Genomic DNA, 18,350 nt, shown 5'->3' on the forward strand with positions numbered 1-18,350 from the left:
ATTGAAACCAATTTTGAAATAATTAATGGTGCCGGTATTGGATTAGATATTAAGTTCGATACAGGCATAAGTATTTAATACATAAAATAACTAAAAAATGAGTTCGAAAAAGAAACAAAAACAGCTTTCAATAGAGGAATATATTGAAAGCTACTGCACAGAGAAACGGATAAGAGGTGTATAATATAATTGAAAAGTAGTCCACTTAGTAATTGAAAAGTATACCACTAAGTGTCTCGGATGAGATTTGCTAAAGATATTTATTCCTCATTAGATTGTAACATTTTTTTAGTTTCTTTAACTCTGTAAGACTGTCCATTCATGTTTATAAGATATGCTTTATGAGTGAGCCTGTCTACCATTGCAGCTACCAAGACTTTATCCTTTACTATTTCTCCCCACCTGTCAAAAGCGAGGTTTGTAGTAATGATTGTCGATTTCTTTCCTGCTCTCAGCGATAGGTGGTTAAAGAGCAGTTCTCCTCCTTCCTTGTCACACGATACATATCCAAACTCATCACAGATGACCATATCATAGTTCTGGAAGCGTAATTCGAGCAGTCTGAGACTCTTTTGCGACCTGCATTCCCTGATTTGCGTAAGCAGCCTGGGAACAGAAGTAAAAAAGACAGTATAGCCCTCCAGACAGGCTTTAATACCCAGTCCGATTGACATATGTGTTTTACCGGTTCCGGGATTACCGCAAAATACGATATTACGTCCTTCCTTAATAAATTGTAAGGTTTCCAGCTCAGGTAGTGCTGTTTGTGCATCTTTAGGTAGCTCTTCCCTTACCAGTTCCTGAAGATACTTCAGTTCGGGGAATCCAGCTAACCTGATCCGTTGTTTGCGGCGTGCCTCGATACGCATGTCCATTTCCTTGGTTAACAGCCGGCATATCAATGCCCGATACGACCAGTTCTCATCAGTTGCCCGGGTAATAAAGTCATCGAGCTCATCCCGCATTACAGTTAGCTTAAGCTCTTTGGCATAGTTAAATACTCTTTCTTTTTCGTTCAGATTTTCCATTTGCATACTGTTTATATTAAATACTTCCTGTCTCATAACTGATTATTAGTTTTTGGTAATGATTTTTATATTGTTTTCTGTGTCCATGATGCGTGAGAGATCCATCAGTATCTTCATGGCTCCCTCTTCGATCAGAGCAGATCCATTTTTATGGCTGTCATCCAGATAGAGGGGTTCATTCGATATTCCTTGCGGTTCGTTATTGGCATACATCATGGCCTTGATCTGGTCTGCCGATATACTTCTCAGCCCCCGTGCCTTCAATGAAGCGTATGCTTCTATTATATCGTTATCACTAAAGTTATTCTCCCTGGCATACTGTAGAAGGAAGACAAAATCTCTGGCTTTGTCCGTAAAATGCTTGTTAAACAAGGCCTGTATCGGCTGCGGCATCTGCTTTAATGCCAGGGAAGTGTTTAGTGCTCCCGGCTTACGCAGCAAGGTATTTAGATAATGCTCCAGTTTGATAGACCATCCTTTCTCTCTGGAGTAAATCCGTTCGTGTACAGCAACTTTATCATTACCAAAAAGGATAACAATCTTTTCGGAGTACATCTTAACGGTAACCATCTTGCCCACCAGTGTATCGGGAACCGAGTAGTGGGAACAGTTCATACAGATGGTGGACCACTTGTCCACCTTGTAGTCTGCCATCTGGAAGCATCCCATCTCATTGGTATAGGGTCTTAAGGCAGCCAGATCTGCAGCCAGCTCCTCCACTTTATTGATCGTCGAAGGACTCCCACTGCGCGAGTTGATCTTCTCACATATGCTCAGTAAGTGGTTTTGGGCATCTGCCAGAGAGGTATAATGAAGATTGATGCTGAAAGCTTTACGCCTGACATATTCGACAGAACGCTCTACATGTCCCTTTTCCCAACCGGAACGGGCATTACAGAAGCGGTAATGGTAGCGGTAGAAGTTACTCATGCGCAGCAGGGTATCGGTGGGTTTCTTCTCTTCTCCTGCAAACTTCTTGACAGCCACACGCATATTGTCATAGACCATAATGTAGGGGACACCTTTTATCTGGCGGAAAAAATTACGGTGTGATTCCATGAAGGCTAGCTGGTCCTGATGATGGAACAGCCAGGCATAACGTCCGTTGCTATGGCTTAGGGTAAAGACTGCCATCTGGATACGATGAAGTTTGCCATTTAAGTAAAGCTTGACTTCGCCCCAGTCAAACTCACAGGATTCTCCCGGCGGGTAATAGCCGCGAATAAAAGCTTCCTGAGCTTTGTCTTCTTTCCTGAGGGTAGAAACTGAGGCAATGTATTTACAAACTCCCGTATAGCTGACCTGAAAGCCTTTCTCTATTAACAGTTCGTAGATATCTTTACCACGCATACACTGCTTCTTCAAGCCCATAGCACGTTTACGGGCGTTCTTCTCTAAACAGTCGTCTATTAAATCTTTCAGGCTACCGACAATAACACGGGGGCCCCGCCGCGAACTGTTATAACGTGATTGGGTGGTTAATACCGATTCCAGAGAGGACTCAGGATCAGAGCAGTTCAAAGCTGATTCATACTCGGCAATAACCTTATGAACGGTTTTACGGCTGATATCCAATTCTCTGGCTATAGCCCGTTTACTGTACCCAACCGTACGGTACATATGGATAATTGTTTGTTTTTCCACCATTGTTATCATTTTACCCTCTGTGTTGGTTAATACACAAAGGAATTTATAATGTTAATAGTTGTTAGTAAAATACAGAGCTTTATTATAACCGCTCTTAGATTTTACCTAACTGGTGGTATACTTTTCAATTATTTTAGTGGACTACTTTTCAATTATATTATACAGGATAAGAGGACGGTTTGCTGTATATATCAGCCCCGAAACACACCGTAACCTGAGAAAAATTGCCCGGTTGTTCAATAGTAAACATCACACGACAACTTCTTCATTGGCAGACTCTATCATCTCCCGCCATATTGAAACATACAGGGATATTTTAAACGATGCATTTAAAGAGGATGATCGTGAATTTTTCGAATGGCTGAAAGAAAAGAGGCAGGATGAGGATGCAGAAGATAGGTCTGTTTAGCCGAAGACCTATCCGCATAATGGATAAGCCTGCCGACATTTTACGGCTTACTTTTCTAAAGGGAGCATTCCATGCTCTTCTTTAGCGGAGCGAGGTTATGTTTTCATTGCATGAAAACCCTCGCTTTGGCTTTCGCCAAAGGGGAAACCGCTCCCGCCGGTCGCAGTTTTTAGGAATGTCGATTATAAAATGAATCGAAATTGAGTACAGACAATTCAAATACAAGCAGGAAGAAAGGCGGTCGCCCCAAGGCGAATGCCGTCAGCCGGAAGAGCAAAACCATCGGGGTTTGCTTCTCCGAGCCTGAACTCTATGCCATACGGCACAGGGCAGCAAAAGCCAATCTTCCGGTTAGTGTTTATTGTCATGATGCGATTCTAAGCGGCGTTATCAAAGAACCGCTGAAGAAAGAAGAATTAGAAGTGCTTCGGAGTCTGTCTAATATGGGAAATAACCTCAATCAGCTCACAAAAATAGCTAAGTTTTTAACCGCAAAACGGCTCGAAAACGAAGCTGAAAATTTATTCAATCAGATACAAACGATCATAAACAAGCTGTCGGATGATTGGAAAAATAGTAAAAGGAAGAAGCTTTAAGGGTTGTATTTCCTATGTTTTAAGCGATAAAGAAGCTAAGATTTTAGCAAGTGAAGGTGTGTTGGAAACCGATACGAAGTCCATTATCAACAGCTTTTATATGCAGAGTTTGCTCAATCCCAAGCTATCGAAATGTGTCGGGCATATACCGCTCTCGTTCTCTCCCGATGATAAAGAGCGGATGACAGACCAATTTATGGAGCGGTTAGCCAAAGAGTATATGCAGGCAATGGGTATAGAAAATACACAGTACCTTATCGTTCGCCACAATAATACGAGCCACCCGCATTTGCATATTGTATTTAACCGGGTGGATAACGATGGTAAAACCATATCCGACAAGAACGACCGCTACCGGAACGAAAAGGTCTGCAAACAGCTAAAGGATAAGTATAACCTCACTTACGGACGTGGCAAAGAGAATGTCAATGTCGAAAAGCTAAAGGGAGCGGAGCAGACCAAATATGAAATTTATCATACGATAAAAAGCATACTTCCTAAAGCCAAGAGCTGGCAACAGTTTGAAGATACGCTCAAACAGAAAGGCATATCCATAGAATATAAACTCAACGGGCAAACCGATGAGGTGCAGGGCGTATCGTTCAAGAAAGGAGAGCATTCATTCAAGGGTTCGGATATAGACAGGAAGTTCAGCTATGGCAAACTGAATACACACTTTGGCGAAAACAATCCTGTTCAGGAGCAACAACAAATAGCTATTCCGAAAGAAACAGGCAGCAGCGTTACGGAAAATCTTGTGTCGGGCGTGGGTGATGCACTATCGGTAGTTGGTGGTTTGTTTGATATTCAGCCGAATGAAGCGGAAGAACAACCCAGGCAACCGCAACGACGGATTATTAAGAAGAAAAAACGCAGGGGACAAAGCCCCTCGTAAACGAGAAACAGAAATGATTTTATCAACTTAAAAAACAAAAAAAATATGGCAAATTCAGTATCAAACGATGCTCTTTGGGAGAAGCTTTCTGAGATAAGCCAGCAGCTTAAAGGCAGTAAACAAACGAATGAAGCACCCGATTTTAGCGAAATTGCGGAAGCGATTCACGCATTTAGGCAGGCTAATAATGCCTGTTTTGAAGAGAATAAGAAAAACATAAGCATCGTAAATAAAAACATTTTGCTGGGATTGAAGCGGGTTGCAAGTATTCAGAAACGGGTAGAATCTCATGCGGAACAAGATAAAAGCGACAAGGGCTCTCATTTTGATTTGAAGTTTTTCAAGCTCCGGAAAACTTTGGTCGTGATTGCTGTACTTGCTTTGCTGGTGCTTACCCTTACAGTCTTTTGCATGAAACAGCAGAATGATTATGCGCTTTTACTGGATGAATTTTACAGGCTGATTCTCGAAAATAAGCCCTGATAATTGCAACACTAAGCGTTGGAGGTTGTAACATTAAGAGTTGCGACCTCCAAAGTTTAACTTTGCAGGCTCTAACTCTTAACTTTGCAAAATCGGCTGTATATCAAGGTTCTGCAAACGTCAAAAAACGCAGTATAAAATCCTGTAAAATCGGCTGTATTTCATAGTTTTATATGGGATATAGTGCCTGTTTGACAGATAAATAGTATTTTTGGGGGCGGGAACAGAAAAACGGAAAGAATGAAGTTTGATATTGGAGGAAATATAGATTCTGAAATTTATGAAGCCTTTAGAATTAATAGAAATATTGTTCTCAAAGAACTTTTACAGTTATTGGAGGAGAAGCATATTGCGATAAATTTAAAAGAGCTTAGTGTGCATATTTTCATTAGAGATGATACGCCAGTTGAACCTATTCATGTGAATTATATAAATAGACAAAAACGTGCCGAAACGGAGTGTATTATAGACTTTGATGAATTTCAGAAAGCCAACGACCACGAAAAACAAGAGTTGATAGAAAAGACTGTCACGGATTCGATAGTAGTTTTGCACAACAATAAAAAAATAACAGCAGAGGATTTCGCCCAATTAACAAATTGGCTTGACAGTAAAAAGTAATACTCACAAGCGTAACTGCCAGCACAACCCTCAAAGGTGCGTGGGTTTATGCGTTGGTGGCAATTAACAACAGAGCGCAAAAGACAAAAAATATATGGCAAAGAAAAAAATAATAGAAGCAGAAACATTTACCAATGAAATGAAAGTCGAGTTTTTGAACTGCGATACAGTTGAAAAGCTAAGAGTATTTCTGAATAATTACGAGATTGATAATTCCGATAAATTTGGAAATAATATCCTACATTATTATTTGAACAACACGAAATCATTTGCTTTAGCCTGGAATATAGTAATTCCTGAAATTCTTAATACTGGATTGGATATTGACAAAAAACAATCGAAAGGCGAATTTGGAAGAACTTCTCTTCATATAGCTATTATCCAAGAAGAAAAAGACATTGCTAAATATTTGATACATCAAGGAGCAAATATTGACGCTGTTGATGCAAATGGGAACTCACTAATTTGGACAGCAGTAATGAAATACAATGGAGATGGATATTTTATTGAAATGCTTATCAAAAACGGAGCGGACGTTTATTTAGAAAATAATTATGAAGTTTCTGCTATTGATTTGGCAAAAAGTATATCCAATAAAGACGTTGCAAAATACTTTGATGGGAAATAAAATGGAAATAAAATGTGAAAGCTGTAATAAATCATTTGATTTAATTTTCATTAGGCGACAAATGGAATTTTGAACTGAATTTTGAGTTTTTAAATACCGACCCTTACGGAATTTGGATAGTTACTTTTTATCAAAATTCCATTACCGGAATTAGGAGAGAACAGCAATAGAGCTAAGCAGCGCGAAGTACAAAATATTAAAAACATAAAAGAAATATGCGATTAATCTTTAAGAAAGAAAAATTAGAAAATCCAATTGCAATATTGGGAGGATTGCCTTGGATAGAAAATATAGAGGATTGGCCTAAAATACCCTCTTCTGAAAAATACATGACACATTTCATGACAATATTCTCTAACATATCTGGCGACTCGTTTAATTCAGATTGTTGTATATCAGTTTTTATATCTTATGATTTAGACAAGGATAAATATCCAAAACCAAGTTTATCCGATAAATACACAGTACATAATCAAGCTGATTTGATTCGATTTAAAGAGTATGGATATACAAAAGTTATTATTACAAAAAAAAGAGATGCTCCAATTCTTGATAATATGTCAGAGTACTCTTTGCCTGTGCTTTATGTTGAAAAAAGAAATTTTACAAATGAAGAAAATGAGGCTTATGACAAAGAATTTGAAAATTCAGGAATGGGATTAGATGGAAGTACCCTTATGACAAATCCATATTTTGAACAAGATGCGATTCAATTTCCTATGAGCGAGGATATTTTATTGCAAGTAGATGAATGGGATTTAAATGATATTTTCCCTGATTACAAAGATATTTTTCAATCTGGGCTAGCATATCTGTATTTGAATAAAAACTATAAGAAAAAGCAAATGGGAGAAACCGTTGGTTGTTTCTTTACTCAACACACATAAAAAAACGATAATGTAATTGATTAATGGAAACCATTCAAGAATATTTTCAATCGTCGCCGAAGCATTTCGGCTTTGTAATTATCGGATTAGGCATTTTATTGATTGTTGCCTCAATTATGAAATGGAAATGGCTAACCGAAGGTGGAGACGGGAAAGTGTTTAACGACACTTGGTTTATCGGAATGTTCGGAAAAAAGAAGCTCCGCATTCTATATGCTGTAATAGGTGTCGTTCTAATCCTAATCGGCATTGCGTGGTTTTTCATTCATTTGAAATTGGAGGAAATAGCGTGATGACAATTTGTGTAGTCAAGTCGTTCTTTGTCTTAATGCGAAAAGCAAAGTGAGGTGAAATAGTGAACTTCGCAGACAATTAGTATTTTTAGGGCGAAGTAAATAGCGTGTTGCCAAAAGTACACACTATTTCCTAACGACAGTATGATAAGCGTAACGGAGTTACATAGAAGATAAGTGAGTTCGTGGCAATAGAAACGAGACAGTAAAATGAAACACCATTTTGGAGATTTTTTAGACAGAACAGGCGATTATTGGACAACAATTCCAAATAGAGAGCGATTTGCATTTATTGCGGACTTTGAAATTTCAAATAAAGACGAGGTTAAAATCCTAACAATAAGCAAACACCAAGACAAGAAATATTGGGAACAAATTTTTGATTGTCCAAATCTTGAAGAATTAACACTTCACGACCCAAGTAAAGAACAAGTTCAAGCTATTCGTAAATTGACAAATATCAAAAGACTTAGGGTAACTCTTTTCAGAGCTACAGATGTGGATTTTATTGGAGATTTGCCTAATTTAGAGGAACTTATTCTTGAATATGTTTCAGGCTTTTCAGACCTAACCCCTTTATCTAAATTGACAAAATTAAAATCAATTCATTTTGAAAATTTACGCAGGGTATCCAATTTCGACGGCTTACGAGGACTGAATAATTTGAGATATTTACATATAGATGGAACTCTTGATTGGAATCAGCCGATAGAAAACTTTGATTTTTTAAGTGGTTTACCTAATCTCGAAGTCTTTTCTTTAGGTTGGATTACAAACAAGTCTGCCTATCCAGCTTTTACTTCGATTTTGAAATTGAAAAATTTGAAAAAGATAAACATAATTAGAAATACATTCCCTACAGAAGAATTTGCTTTTTTAGAAGTTGCACTTCCAAATGTAGAAGGAGCTTCTTGGGATTTATGTAGAGAATATGAAAGTTGGATTGATTTTGTTGGAAAACGAGCTGGGCGAGTAAAATGTACTAATCCAGAAGTGGGAAATAAATGTGAAGAATATATTCAAAAATATAAGATGTTGAAATTGGAAGCAGAGAACTTCATAAAAAACTACCACAGCTAACAATTATTCTCGTACAGATAACACCATGAACGCAGTTATTTCAAGTTTCAAAATAAACCACCCCGTTGGATACAAAATCCTGCGTGGGTTATCAGAAATGAAAAACCACTGTTTTTTGTTGGGCAGTTAGATTTGAAAAATGAGTTGTTTCATGATGATGGGGAGCTATTTATGTGTTTCTAAATGAAGAAACAGGAGGAATTGAAACGATAAAGCGGTTTTATTAATGGAAACCATTCAAGAATTAAAAAAAGCTCAGAAGTGATTTGCCGAATTGTTTTATAAACTAAATGACCCACAGCCACAAACAAGCGTAACTGTTACTATAGAAAAACTTCAATGATTTTCTCCGCTAAGTAATCTTTCCTATCTTTGTGCTCGTAAGTCGTTCTTTGTATTTATGCCTAAAGCAACGTGAGGTAAAACAGCGAACTTCGCTCGTTTCTAAATCGTTACCTATCAAAATCAAATTCTTTGTAAGTTGCTTGTTTTTAGACAGTAAGGAGATTTGGTGTGACTTGCTGTGTGTGTATGTAAAGATAGAAATAAGTTCGGGCTATGGCGTCATAACCCGAACAGGGAGTTTATTTATACAAGCTTTTTGATTAACGCTTCTTTGTCTCCGTAGATGTAATCGATGATAGGTACCTCGATCATGGTATATGCTCCCGGGCGTTGTTTCATGGCAGCACGTGCCGAAGCCACTAATACCTGTGCCGTAAGCGCCGGATTGTTGATTTTCATATTGAAGTCGAGCAACTGGTTTTGCGTAGTTCCCGAAACACCTTTGCGAACCATGTTCACGCCGTGTCCCATATCGATGAGGCTATCTACCGAATCGACCTGTGTAACATGCGTTTCGTCGTGGGCAAAGTAATCGTCAGCCTTGATAGCGGCTGCTACTTCGTCGAACTTGTATCCGTCTTCCACTTCGATATAAACCATACGGCGGTGGATACTCGTTCCCAACGGAATAGTCATCGACAGAGCGGCTTTTACCCCTTTTATGGCTTTCACGGCAACGGTATGTCCCATACTCATTCCCGGGCCGAAGTTGGTATAGGTAACGCCTTTAGGTGCCATAAATTCGAACATAGAACGTATCATCGAGTCTGTTCCCGGATCCCATCCTGCCGAGATGATAGATACTGTGTTATTGGCTTTGGCAACGGCATCCAGTTCTTTGCGGAGATTGACAATCCCGCCGTGAATATCGTAGCTGTCGACCGTATTGATTCCTGCAGCCAGGCATTCTTTAGCATAAGTTTCTACGCTGCGTGTCGGCGTGCAGAGAATGGCTACATCCACGTCGTTCAGTTCTTTTACGGTTTTCGCAACCGGATATTGCTTGATTTCGTCCGGTACGTTTGCCGGATCGCGGCGTACAATTCCTGCTACCTCGAAATCAGGTGAAGCCAGAATAGCATCCAATACATAGTGTCCTATATTCCCATAGCCAACAATGGCTGCTCTTAGTTTTTTCATAAACGTTATTTCTTATTTTTAGATTAGAATTTTGTTATATCATTCTCATTTTCTTGCCAGCTCATAGTGCGACAATACGGCATATTCGGCTGCGAAAGTAAAGGAGAACATACCCTCCAGTCTATTTTCTTTTTCATCCGCCTTCCATCCTGCGAGCAGATTGGTAGGGAGGAAGCCTTTATACAGGAAATTGTCATACGCGTAATCCAGATTCTGCTGAAAGCTCTCGATGTTTTTGGCTGTACCTTCATCGAAAGGCTGCATATCCACATAGCCCCTCATCAATACCCCGTTGAACCAATTGCTGAACCCATCCGTCGGATAAGTATAATAGCCTTCTGTTTCTGCTCCCGGTTTGGCAAAGTAAGCGAAACTTGCTTCCGATAGCGTTTTCCCGTCGTTGAGGTATAGGCTGTCTCTTGTGACACGGAACAAATCGGCCGCGCCGGAAACTATCGTACCGCAATTGTATGTATACGGTTTCCCCTGAGGCGACCTGAGAGGGTTGTGTTTACGGTATTTCGTTCCCGCTATTGTTTCGTACGATACGCCACAGTTCGGGTCGCAACCACCCATCATATCAGCATATACACCGTCTTCCCGCAACAGGTTGACTTTCTGCCAGTCGTAGACTTTCTTTGCAAATTGCAGGTAGTATTCGCCTTTGTTCATTTCAGCCGTTTTACGGTTTTTGTCTTTATCTATATAGCGATACGTTATTTTATCGTCTTTATCCTTATACATCTCATATAACCACACCAACGGGCTTACCATCGGCCCATTGCTGCAAGCATGCTTTGTCACATACCCCGGTCCCCAGGTGATGCCGCCACTTTCGTTGCCATTATCGTCCAATGTGCAATCCCACCCGTCGAGGATATATTCGGTCAGGTATTCGGCTTCGGTCAGATAAGTCCGGTCGCCGGTTGATTTATAGGCTTCCAGATATTCGCGTACCAGCCATTGTTGGTCGTCGTAGACGTTGTAAATCCCTTCTACGCGCGCCAATCCTTTGCCTTTTCCCCGGTCTACGCCGTATACCGTCCATTCTTTGGTCTGCGTGTATGAAGTCAGCGTGAATGTTCCTTTGTAATAATCGGCGCTTTTATAAAGCTTATTCAATAACTCTGTATAGCGGTTGAAATGCTCGTCGTAGAGTTTCGGATTTCCATGTTCCTTGTGTGTCTCTAAGGCGTGGAGAATCGCATTTGCGGCTTCTATTGCACTGCTATACATCCATATACTGCCTGTCTCTTCGGAGCGTTCGCCGGTATAAGGATTATAAAATCTCGCCATCGCCATCTCATCGCCTACGAAATGATAAGCTACAGCCGTATCCAAGATCGCCATTGCTCTTTGCAGATTACGCTCGGATATGGCTACATGAGGATTTTCTTTATCGGTTTTCTCTTTGCACGAAACGAATAGTACGAATAAAGTAAAACAGAGGTAAAATACAGTTTTTGTGTTCATTTTTTTCTTTCTGTAATTATTTGAAATAGAGGTTACAACATCGAACATTCTTTAAAGAAATTATACAACCATTCCAGCGCGACAAAATCCTCCCGAATCTTATCGACTAATTTAGGCGAGAACAATATGTCGTCCATCCGGCGCTCTGTCACTACATATACGCCTTTCCGCTGAATCCATTGCTGGTAATATTCGCCCAGATCGTTTGCAATCGGACGTTTATATTCATCGCCCCCGATGACAAAGCCCCGGTCGAGAACCGTTTGCTGTGTCACCCGCTGAAATTCTTCGGCATCGTATCCGATTTCTTCGCGGAAGGCATCCATCACCTTTTTTCTCGGTTGGAATAGTCCCATTCCGTATATATAGCCATCGTCTTTCAGTTCGAAGAAATAGCCCGGATAATCCATCCACTCTTCGCGTGGAAGCGGTACCTGGAATGTCAGCCACAAGCCTGTTTTATAAGGGCTTTTATCTTTCGAAAAGCGCACATCCCGATAGATACGCGACATGGCTCTGTGCGGACGAAGTTCGAATGCCGGATCGATGTTGTGCATTGCCGGCGAGAGGGTTGTTATCAAGGCTTTGAACGGATTGAGCAGTTCCTGCTCGTACACCTCGCGATGCGCCTCGAACCACTCTTTATAGTTGTTTTCTTTCAATCCTTTCAGAAATTCCATTGTTTCGGGAGTGAAGCCCTTGAAAACCTCCGTATTGTTCTTTTTTGCCATGTTGTATATTTCTTTGGTATTCTATAAAAAACAAAGATAGCATTCGTATTGAAAAATGCTATCTTGTATGATATAGAATTGAATCATATTTTTCGATTTATCGAGCCAATTCTTTAATGACATTCATCACTTCGCCGCCTATTTGCATGGCCTCCTCCTGCGTATGCGCTTCGGAGTAGACGCGGATAATAGGCTCGGTATTCGATTTGCGCAGATGCACCCATTTGTCGGGGAAATCTATTTTGACACCGTCTATGTCGGTTATCTCGTATTGGCTGTATTTTTCCTTTACAGCTTCGAGCAGTTTGTCGACATCGATATTGGGTGTCAGTTCTACTTTCTGTTTTCCCATATAATATTGCGGATAGCCTGCACGCAACTCACTTACCGTTTTCTTTTCGTTTGCCAGATGTGTCAGAAATAAGGCGATACCAACCAACGAATCGCGTCCGTAGTGGCTGGCAGGGTAAATAACCCCTCCATTCCCTTCGCCGCCGATAACTGCGCCAACTTCTTTCATCTTGGTCGTTACGTTCACCTCACCCACAGCTGCGGCATAGTATTCGCATCCATGTTTATGGGTCACGTCGCGTAAAGCACGGCTCGAACTGAGATTGGAAACTGTATTCCCTTTCGTATGGCTCAATATATAGTCGGCTACGGCAACAAGCGTATATTCCTCGCCGAACATATCCCCGTTTTCGCAGATAATAGCCAAGCGGTCGACATCGGGGTCTACTACGAAACCTACATCCGAAGAAGTCGTTTTCATCATGTTGGCAATATCTTGCAAGTGCTCGGGAAGCGGCTCCGGATTGTGCGGAAAGTTTCCGTCAGGAGTACAGTATAACTCGTTGACTTTTCGCACGCCCAATGCTTTCAATAGCTTGGGGATAACGATTCCGCCAACTGAATTGACACAATCTATACTGACTTCGAAATCAGCCGCCTTGATAGCTTCTACATCGACTAATGCTAATTCGAGGACAGCTTGTATATGCTTATCGGTATAATCCTTTTCGGTTACCTTTCCCAACTGGTCGACTTCGGCGTAATGGAAATCTTCCTTTTCAGCGATAGTCAGAATTTCTTCTCCGGCTTTTGCACTAAGGAATTCTCCATTCGAGTCCAACAATTTTAATGCATTCCATTGGCGGGGATTGTGGCTGGCAGTCAGAATGATTCCGCCTGCTGCACCTTCCATCGCAACGGCTAATTCGGTCGTAGGAGTAGTTGCCAGACCAATGTTGACAACGTCGAATCCCATTCCCATAAGCGTGCCGATGACAAGTTGCTCCATCATCTTTCCCGAAATACGGGCATCACGTCCAACGACGATTGCATTTGAATTATCGGTTTTGTTACTTTTTATATAAGTGGCATAAGCCGAAACAAATTTTACAGTATCCAAGGGGTTGAGACCTTCGCCGGCTTTTCCTCCGATTGTCCCGCGAATACCCGATATAGATTTAATAAGGCTCATAAAATAGGGTTCTAAAGATAAATGTTAATCAATGATAGTATAAATCAGACTTTCGATATAAAGCGGCTCGTATCCCGATTGTTGTGCAGCAGATCCACTGCTGAATGGGATAAGAATACTAACCTCTGCTCTGTCTCTTAATCCATATTTAGATGTTAGAGGCAATACACATCCGGCAGATTTGAACCAATATTCAGGATTATATTGATCGTTACTACTTGTCGTATAAGTATTTTCATTCCCATAAGTGAGTAAGATGTTTTTAGTGTGAAAGATACTATTGCTAACATTGTTACCAAGGAGAGTATCATTACTTACTAAGAATATATTTAAAGTATCTGTACGTAAAGAAAGTCTATTCCGCTCTTTAATCGTATCGCCGTTTCCTTTTGTTCTGATGCGGAAATATACACCGGTATTTTCATCTTTGAAAAACTCATTTTCGGCAAATACGCCATCTGCGGGGTATGTGTATAGAATATCGATATCGTGGTCGGAAATAAACCGGCTGATAGCTTTACGTTCTTTCTTTAGTTTGTCAGCATATGTATCTCTTTTGTTACAGGCTGAAAATGCAATGGCTATCACAAATGCGGCTAATATAAATAAACAGGTTTTTCTCATAATACTATAACTATTGTATGTCGTTGTTTTATTTCTTTTTCACTAATAAATCCTGATACTCGGGCAACGCTTTTTCGAAAAGAGCAATAGCTTCGTCCAGTGTCCCGTAAAACTCTCCTCCTGCCGCGTTCAGATGGCCTCCGCCATTGAAGCATTGCGACGAGAATTTGTTGGCAGGAAAGTTCCCTTGTGAACGAAACGAGATTTTTATCATTTCATTGTCTTCACGGAAAAAAACCGAGAAAATAATATGCTTCATATTCAACGGCAGGTTGACAAAGCCTTCGGTGTCTCCCTTTCTCGAACGGAAGCGTTTTTGCTCCTCTTGCGTCAGGCTTATCATGGCCGCATTGTATTCGGGATATACTTTCATTTTTTCGGACAACACATATCCCATCATGCGCAGGCGCTCTTCGGTATAACTGTGATACACATTCGAGTATATCCGGTCTTTGTTTATCCCCTTTTTCAGTAGTTCGCTGATGATATAATATATCTGTCCGCTGTTGGCATTGTAAGTAAAAGAGCCGGTGTCGGTCATCATACCCGTATAGATAGCTTCGGCAGACGCTTTACTTATACGGTCGAAATCGCCCATCTGGCAAATAACCCTGAATACGAGTTCGCAGGTAGAAGATATTTCGGGATGGGAAATAACCAAGTCGCAGAAATCGGCCGGATCGGGATGATGGTCTATCATAACCTTTTTGGCATTGGAGCCTACGACATACGACGCCAGTTCGTGAATACGCTTAGGTACATTGAAATCGAGGCAGAATATCAATTCGGCTTCTTCAATGAGCCGTTGGGCATAATCGGGATATTTTTCCGCATCCAGAATCTCTTTCGCTCCATTCATCCAGCGAAGAAAATCGGGGAAAGTATTGGGCACAATCACATTGACTGTATTACCCAAGTCGGTCAGGTAATGATACAGTCCCAGCGACGAGCCTATAGCATCGCCGTCGGGCGATACATGTGTTACGATTACTATTTTGTCATACTCATCTATCAGTTCTTCCAGTTTAGATATCTGAGCGTTATTAACCAATGATGTAAGCATTTGTTCGAGGTTAGCTTTATGTTATAACCGGTGCAAAGGTAGTAAAAAATATGGCGCCTAAATAGGATAGATAAAATATACTGCCTTAGGATCATTCATTTTTGATATTCCTTAACGAAAAAGCCCTTTCTCTCGCAAAAGAGGAGTATGATTAATATCCCCAATACAATGATAAACATCTGCCAAAGACTGATCTCAATATCGCTGATTTGCGCAAGAGGCAACCCCTCGAAGAAGCGTACACACTCGGTCAGCAATCTCAATAGGAACTGCACCAGTTTCACCGGGACGGCGAAGGCATAATCGCTTAGGGTGGGGAAGAGGGCACTAATCCCTTTTGACAGCATGATCAGTGCGAAGGAATAGATAATCAATGTCGCCAACGGCACTACCAGCAGGTTGGTGATGAAGAAGTATGTTGGGAAGGTGCCGAAATAGTAAAGGCACAACGGGAAAGTCGCTAACTGTGCCACACACGAGAGTGTAAACGCGTTCCATAAGTATCTTACAGCCTTATTCTTGCTGTTGAACAAATGAGCAAGCTTAGGATGCAGGTACAGGATACCTAATACAGAAGCGAAGCTTAGCTGGAAGCTCACCTGAAACAGGCTGAACGGGTTGTGGAGTAGGATAAAGAATGCCGCTATATATAAGGCGTGTATAGAGTAACTTCGGCGGTTAACCAGTTCGGCGATACACAGCACGGATAGCATCAGGCTTGCGCGTGTGACGGATGGCGATAGCCCGCAGATAAAGGCATATACCCATAACAGCAGGATTATCAGCGCCGGCCGGAGGCGATAGAAGCGCGAGGTGCGCGGAATAAAGCCCAGCGAAAAGGCTATCATCAGGTAGATAATCCCTACGTGCAGCCCGCTGACTGCCAGCACATGCACTGTGCCTGTGGCTCGGAAAGATTGCTTCAGGTCGTCCGAAAGGGCATCTTGGTAACCGACTGTCAAAGCGGCTAATAGGGCAAATTCGGATTCGTCGAAGCCTAATGAGCGGTAGAAGTCGAGTATCCGCTGTCGGAATCGTTGCGCAATAGCATGGAGAGAGTAATCCGTTTCGCTTGTCGCCACCCACGATCCGATTGGGATATAGGCCGACCCTGCATATCCTTGATCGTACATATAGCCTACGTAGTCGAAGCCGGAATCGGGCATATTGCTGAAAGGCCGGATAGAAGCTTCGAACAGAAAGACATCGCCCGGTTGTAACTTCTCTTGCTCCCGGTTTAGCTGGAAATAGCAAACCACCTTTTTGCCATAGTCGGGCAGATAGGTCTTGTATGCGACCGACTTAGGTTTGTCTTGGGGGATGTCCATTACCACTCCTTTATATATCGTGCGGCTTGTGACGGCTATTGCTTTCGATTCGCTTTGCCGGTTATGGGTAGACCACATGCCTGTCGCCGCCACAAAGAGGAACAGTCCTGCCCCGAACAGCCATCGCAGCGCGTACTGTTTCGATGGGGCAATCAGATAGGAGAGTAGCATCAATCCTCCTCCCAGAAAGAAGAGCGGGATAGCTGCCCCTTCGATGCTGAAATAGTATTGCACAAGAATCCCTGCCGCTAAAGGTATAAGCAAGCATACTACGGGCGTCTTGGATAAAGGGTTCACTCCGGGAGGGGTTATTCTATGCTTTTCAGTTTGTGGATCATCCCTTTGGGATCGGCATCCGAAAAGACTGCATTGCCGGCCACCAGTACATCCGCTCCTGCATCCACCATTTGTTTGCAGGTTTGCAGGTTGATTCCGCCATCCACTTCTATCAGGGTAGAAAGATTCCGTTCGGTAATCATCCGTTTCAGCATTTTCACTTTCTCCAAAGAGCGCTCTATAAACTTCTGCCCGCCGAATCCCGGGTTGACAGACATAATCAGCACCAAATCTACATCCTGAATAATATCCTCGAGCAGCGAAACGGGCGTGTGCGGATTAAGCGTCACACCGGCTTTCATGCCCGCATCGTGAATAGCCGATATTGTGCGGTGCAGATGAGGAGAGGCCTCCAGATGCACATTCATCAGATAAGCGCCTGCATCGCGCACCTCGTTGATATACTTTTCCGGCTGAACAATCATCAGGTGTACATCCAGCGGTTTTTTGGCTATCTTGCTCACCTGCTTGATTATCGGGAATCCGAACGAGATATTGGGTACAAAAGTACCATCCATCACATCGCAGTGAATCCAGTCGGCTTCACTCTCGTTTAGCATTTCAATATCGCGTTGCAAATTCAGAAAATCTGCAGAGAGTATCGATGGGGCTATTTTGTGGCTCATTTTTCTGTCGTATTAGTATAGTAATATACAAAAGTAAGGAAAAGAGCAATAGCTTCATAGCGAAAAGCGGAAAAGATTGCGCCGCTAAAAAGAGACAATCGTGTCAACTTTTTGTCACTCTGTTTTTGGATGTTTATTCGCTTATTATCAGTTTGATAATACTCAAAAAACTTGACAAAACAGGATGTGTTTTATAAAAAACAGGTGTCAAATCATGTCAAAAACTTACTTCGCTGATTATCAATCGAAATTTAGTTAAAACTTGACACTCTTGACAAATATTACGCGATACAGTGTTTTTTTGTTTTGTCATTTTCCTTTTCAATCACGGAGTAGCACGGGGTTTTTCACGGAGTAGCACGAAGAAAAAGAGCGATTGTGTCATGCTGAGCCTTCGGCGAAGCATCCCGACCCGAGGATGAACAGCGCAAAGCGCAACGAGATCCCTCGCATCCGCTCGGGATGACAAAGTTGTTGACTGCTCACTGCTCACTGTATAACTTCTCCCTGTACTGATAAAAATATGCTGATATCTTTCTGACAATTAACAATCAGCGATCGAGGAGCGTAGGCGACTCAAAAAAGTCCCTCTCCTGTTGGAGAGGGATATAGGGTGAGCTGCTTCTCCCCCTCC

At 41.6% G+C, this 18,350-nt stretch carries 19 protein-coding genes; 9 read left to right on the top strand and 10 right to left on the bottom strand.

The window, feature by feature from the left end:
* Positions 1-260 precede the first annotated feature (260 nt).
* Together istB and istA are read right to left on the bottom strand one after the other, a co-directional pair.
* Positions 261-1,064: an IS21-like element helper ATPase IstB gene (istB, locus tag D0T66_RS05145; protein ID WP_304487038.1), complete on the bottom strand. Its 804-nt coding sequence runs from the start codon at positions 1,062-1,064 to the stop codon at positions 261-263.
* Positions 1,065-1,073: 9 nt separating this feature from the next.
* Entirely contained in the window at positions 1,074-2,675 is a 1,602-nt protein-coding gene (gene istA, locus D0T66_RS05150; RefSeq protein ID WP_255489711.1) for an IS21 family transposase, read from the bottom strand.
* 136 nt (positions 2,676-2,811) lie between these two features.
* Between istA and D0T66_RS05155 the strand changes: the two genes are divergently transcribed.
* From D0T66_RS05155 to D0T66_RS05195, 9 genes are all read left to right on the top strand, one after another.
* Positions 2,812-3,084, top strand: a complete 273-nt coding sequence (locus D0T66_RS05155; protein WP_163356176.1) for a DUF3408 domain-containing protein — start codon at positions 2,812-2,814, stop codon at positions 3,082-3,084.
* Between the two features lie 200 nt (positions 3,085-3,284).
* Entirely contained in the window at positions 3,285-3,680 is a 396-nt protein-coding gene (locus D0T66_RS05160; protein WP_163356177.1) for a hypothetical protein, read from the top strand.
* The gene (locus D0T66_RS05165) at positions 3,646-4,575 is read left to right on the top strand and encodes a relaxase/mobilization nuclease domain-containing protein (RefSeq protein ID WP_163356178.1); all 930 of its coding nucleotides are present in this window, start codon (positions 3,646-3,648) and stop codon (positions 4,573-4,575) included. Before D0T66_RS05160 ends, D0T66_RS05165 begins: the two co-directional genes overlap by 35 nt.
* A 45-nt stretch (positions 4,576-4,620) precedes the next feature.
* Complete coding sequence (locus tag D0T66_RS05170; protein WP_163356179.1) at positions 4,621-5,058, top strand: hypothetical protein; 438 nt, start codon at positions 4,621-4,623, stop codon at positions 5,056-5,058.
* Positions 5,059-5,298: 240 nt separating this feature from the next.
* A complete protein-coding gene (locus D0T66_RS05175) occupies positions 5,299-5,679 on the top strand; it encodes an Imm44 family immunity protein (RefSeq protein ID WP_163356180.1) in 381 nt (126 codons plus the stop codon).
* 94 nt (positions 5,680-5,773) lie between these two features.
* Positions 5,774-6,307 (top strand): ankyrin repeat domain-containing protein, encoded by a 534-nt coding sequence (locus D0T66_RS05180; RefSeq protein WP_163356181.1) that lies wholly within the window; start codon positions 5,774-5,776, stop codon positions 6,305-6,307.
* Positions 6,308-6,522: 215 nt separating this feature from the next.
* Entirely contained in the window at positions 6,523-7,194 is a 672-nt protein-coding gene (locus D0T66_RS05185; RefSeq protein WP_163356182.1) for a hypothetical protein, read from the top strand.
* Positions 7,195-7,217: 23 nt separating this feature from the next.
* Positions 7,218-7,487 carry an immunity 17 family protein gene (locus D0T66_RS05190; protein ID WP_163356183.1) on the top strand — a complete coding sequence of 90 codons (270 nt, stop codon included), beginning with the start codon at positions 7,218-7,220 and terminating at the stop codon, positions 7,485-7,487.
* Positions 7,488-7,697: 210 nt separating this feature from the next.
* Positions 7,698-8,567: a leucine-rich repeat domain-containing protein gene (locus D0T66_RS05195; RefSeq protein WP_163356184.1), complete on the top strand. Its 870-nt coding sequence runs from the start codon at positions 7,698-7,700 to the stop codon at positions 8,565-8,567.
* Positions 8,568-9,155: 588 nt separating this feature from the next.
* On the opposite strand, the gene D0T66_RS05200 is transcribed toward D0T66_RS05195, so the two are convergent.
* The 8 genes from D0T66_RS05200 to rpe form a co-directional block, all read right to left on the bottom strand.
* Positions 9,156-10,052, bottom strand: coding sequence for a diaminopimelate dehydrogenase (locus D0T66_RS05200; protein WP_163356185.1), 897 nt, complete (start codon positions 10,050-10,052; stop codon positions 9,156-9,158).
* 45 nt (positions 10,053-10,097) lie between these two features.
* Complete coding sequence (locus tag D0T66_RS05205) at positions 10,098-11,525, bottom strand: glycoside hydrolase family 76 protein (protein WP_163356186.1); 1,428 nt, start codon at positions 11,523-11,525, stop codon at positions 10,098-10,100.
* 32 nt (positions 11,526-11,557) lie between these two features.
* The gene (locus tag D0T66_RS05210; protein ID WP_163356187.1) at positions 11,558-12,256 is read right to left on the bottom strand and encodes a DUF2461 domain-containing protein; all 699 of its coding nucleotides are present in this window, start codon (positions 12,254-12,256) and stop codon (positions 11,558-11,560) included.
* Positions 12,257-12,353: 97 nt separating this feature from the next.
* Positions 12,354-13,739: a phosphoglucosamine mutase gene (gene glmM / locus D0T66_RS05215; protein ID WP_163356188.1), complete on the bottom strand. Its 1,386-nt coding sequence runs from the start codon at positions 13,737-13,739 to the stop codon at positions 12,354-12,356.
* A gap of 24 nt (positions 13,740-13,763) precedes the next feature.
* Complete coding sequence (locus D0T66_RS05220) at positions 13,764-14,363, bottom strand: DUF4827 family protein (protein ID WP_163356189.1); 600 nt, start codon at positions 14,361-14,363, stop codon at positions 13,764-13,766.
* Between the two features lie 28 nt (positions 14,364-14,391).
* Positions 14,392-15,426 (bottom strand): bifunctional oligoribonuclease/PAP phosphatase NrnA, encoded by a 1,035-nt coding sequence (locus D0T66_RS05225; protein WP_163356190.1) that lies wholly within the window; start codon positions 15,424-15,426, stop codon positions 14,392-14,394.
* 95 nt (positions 15,427-15,521) lie between these two features.
* Positions 15,522-17,051, bottom strand: coding sequence for a ComEC/Rec2 family competence protein (locus D0T66_RS05230; RefSeq protein ID WP_163356191.1), 1,530 nt, complete (start codon positions 17,049-17,051; stop codon positions 15,522-15,524).
* Between the two features lie 11 nt (positions 17,052-17,062).
* On the bottom strand, positions 17,063-17,716 hold the full coding sequence (gene rpe, locus D0T66_RS05235; protein ID WP_163356192.1) for a ribulose-phosphate 3-epimerase: 654 nt from the start codon (positions 17,714-17,716) through the stop codon (positions 17,063-17,065).
* Positions 17,717-18,350: the final 634 nt, after the last annotated feature.

The sequence above is a fragment of the Dysgonomonas sp. 25 genome, from assembly GCF_010501075.1.
GTDB lineage: Bacteria > Bacteroidota > Bacteroidia > Bacteroidales > Dysgonomonadaceae > Dysgonomonas.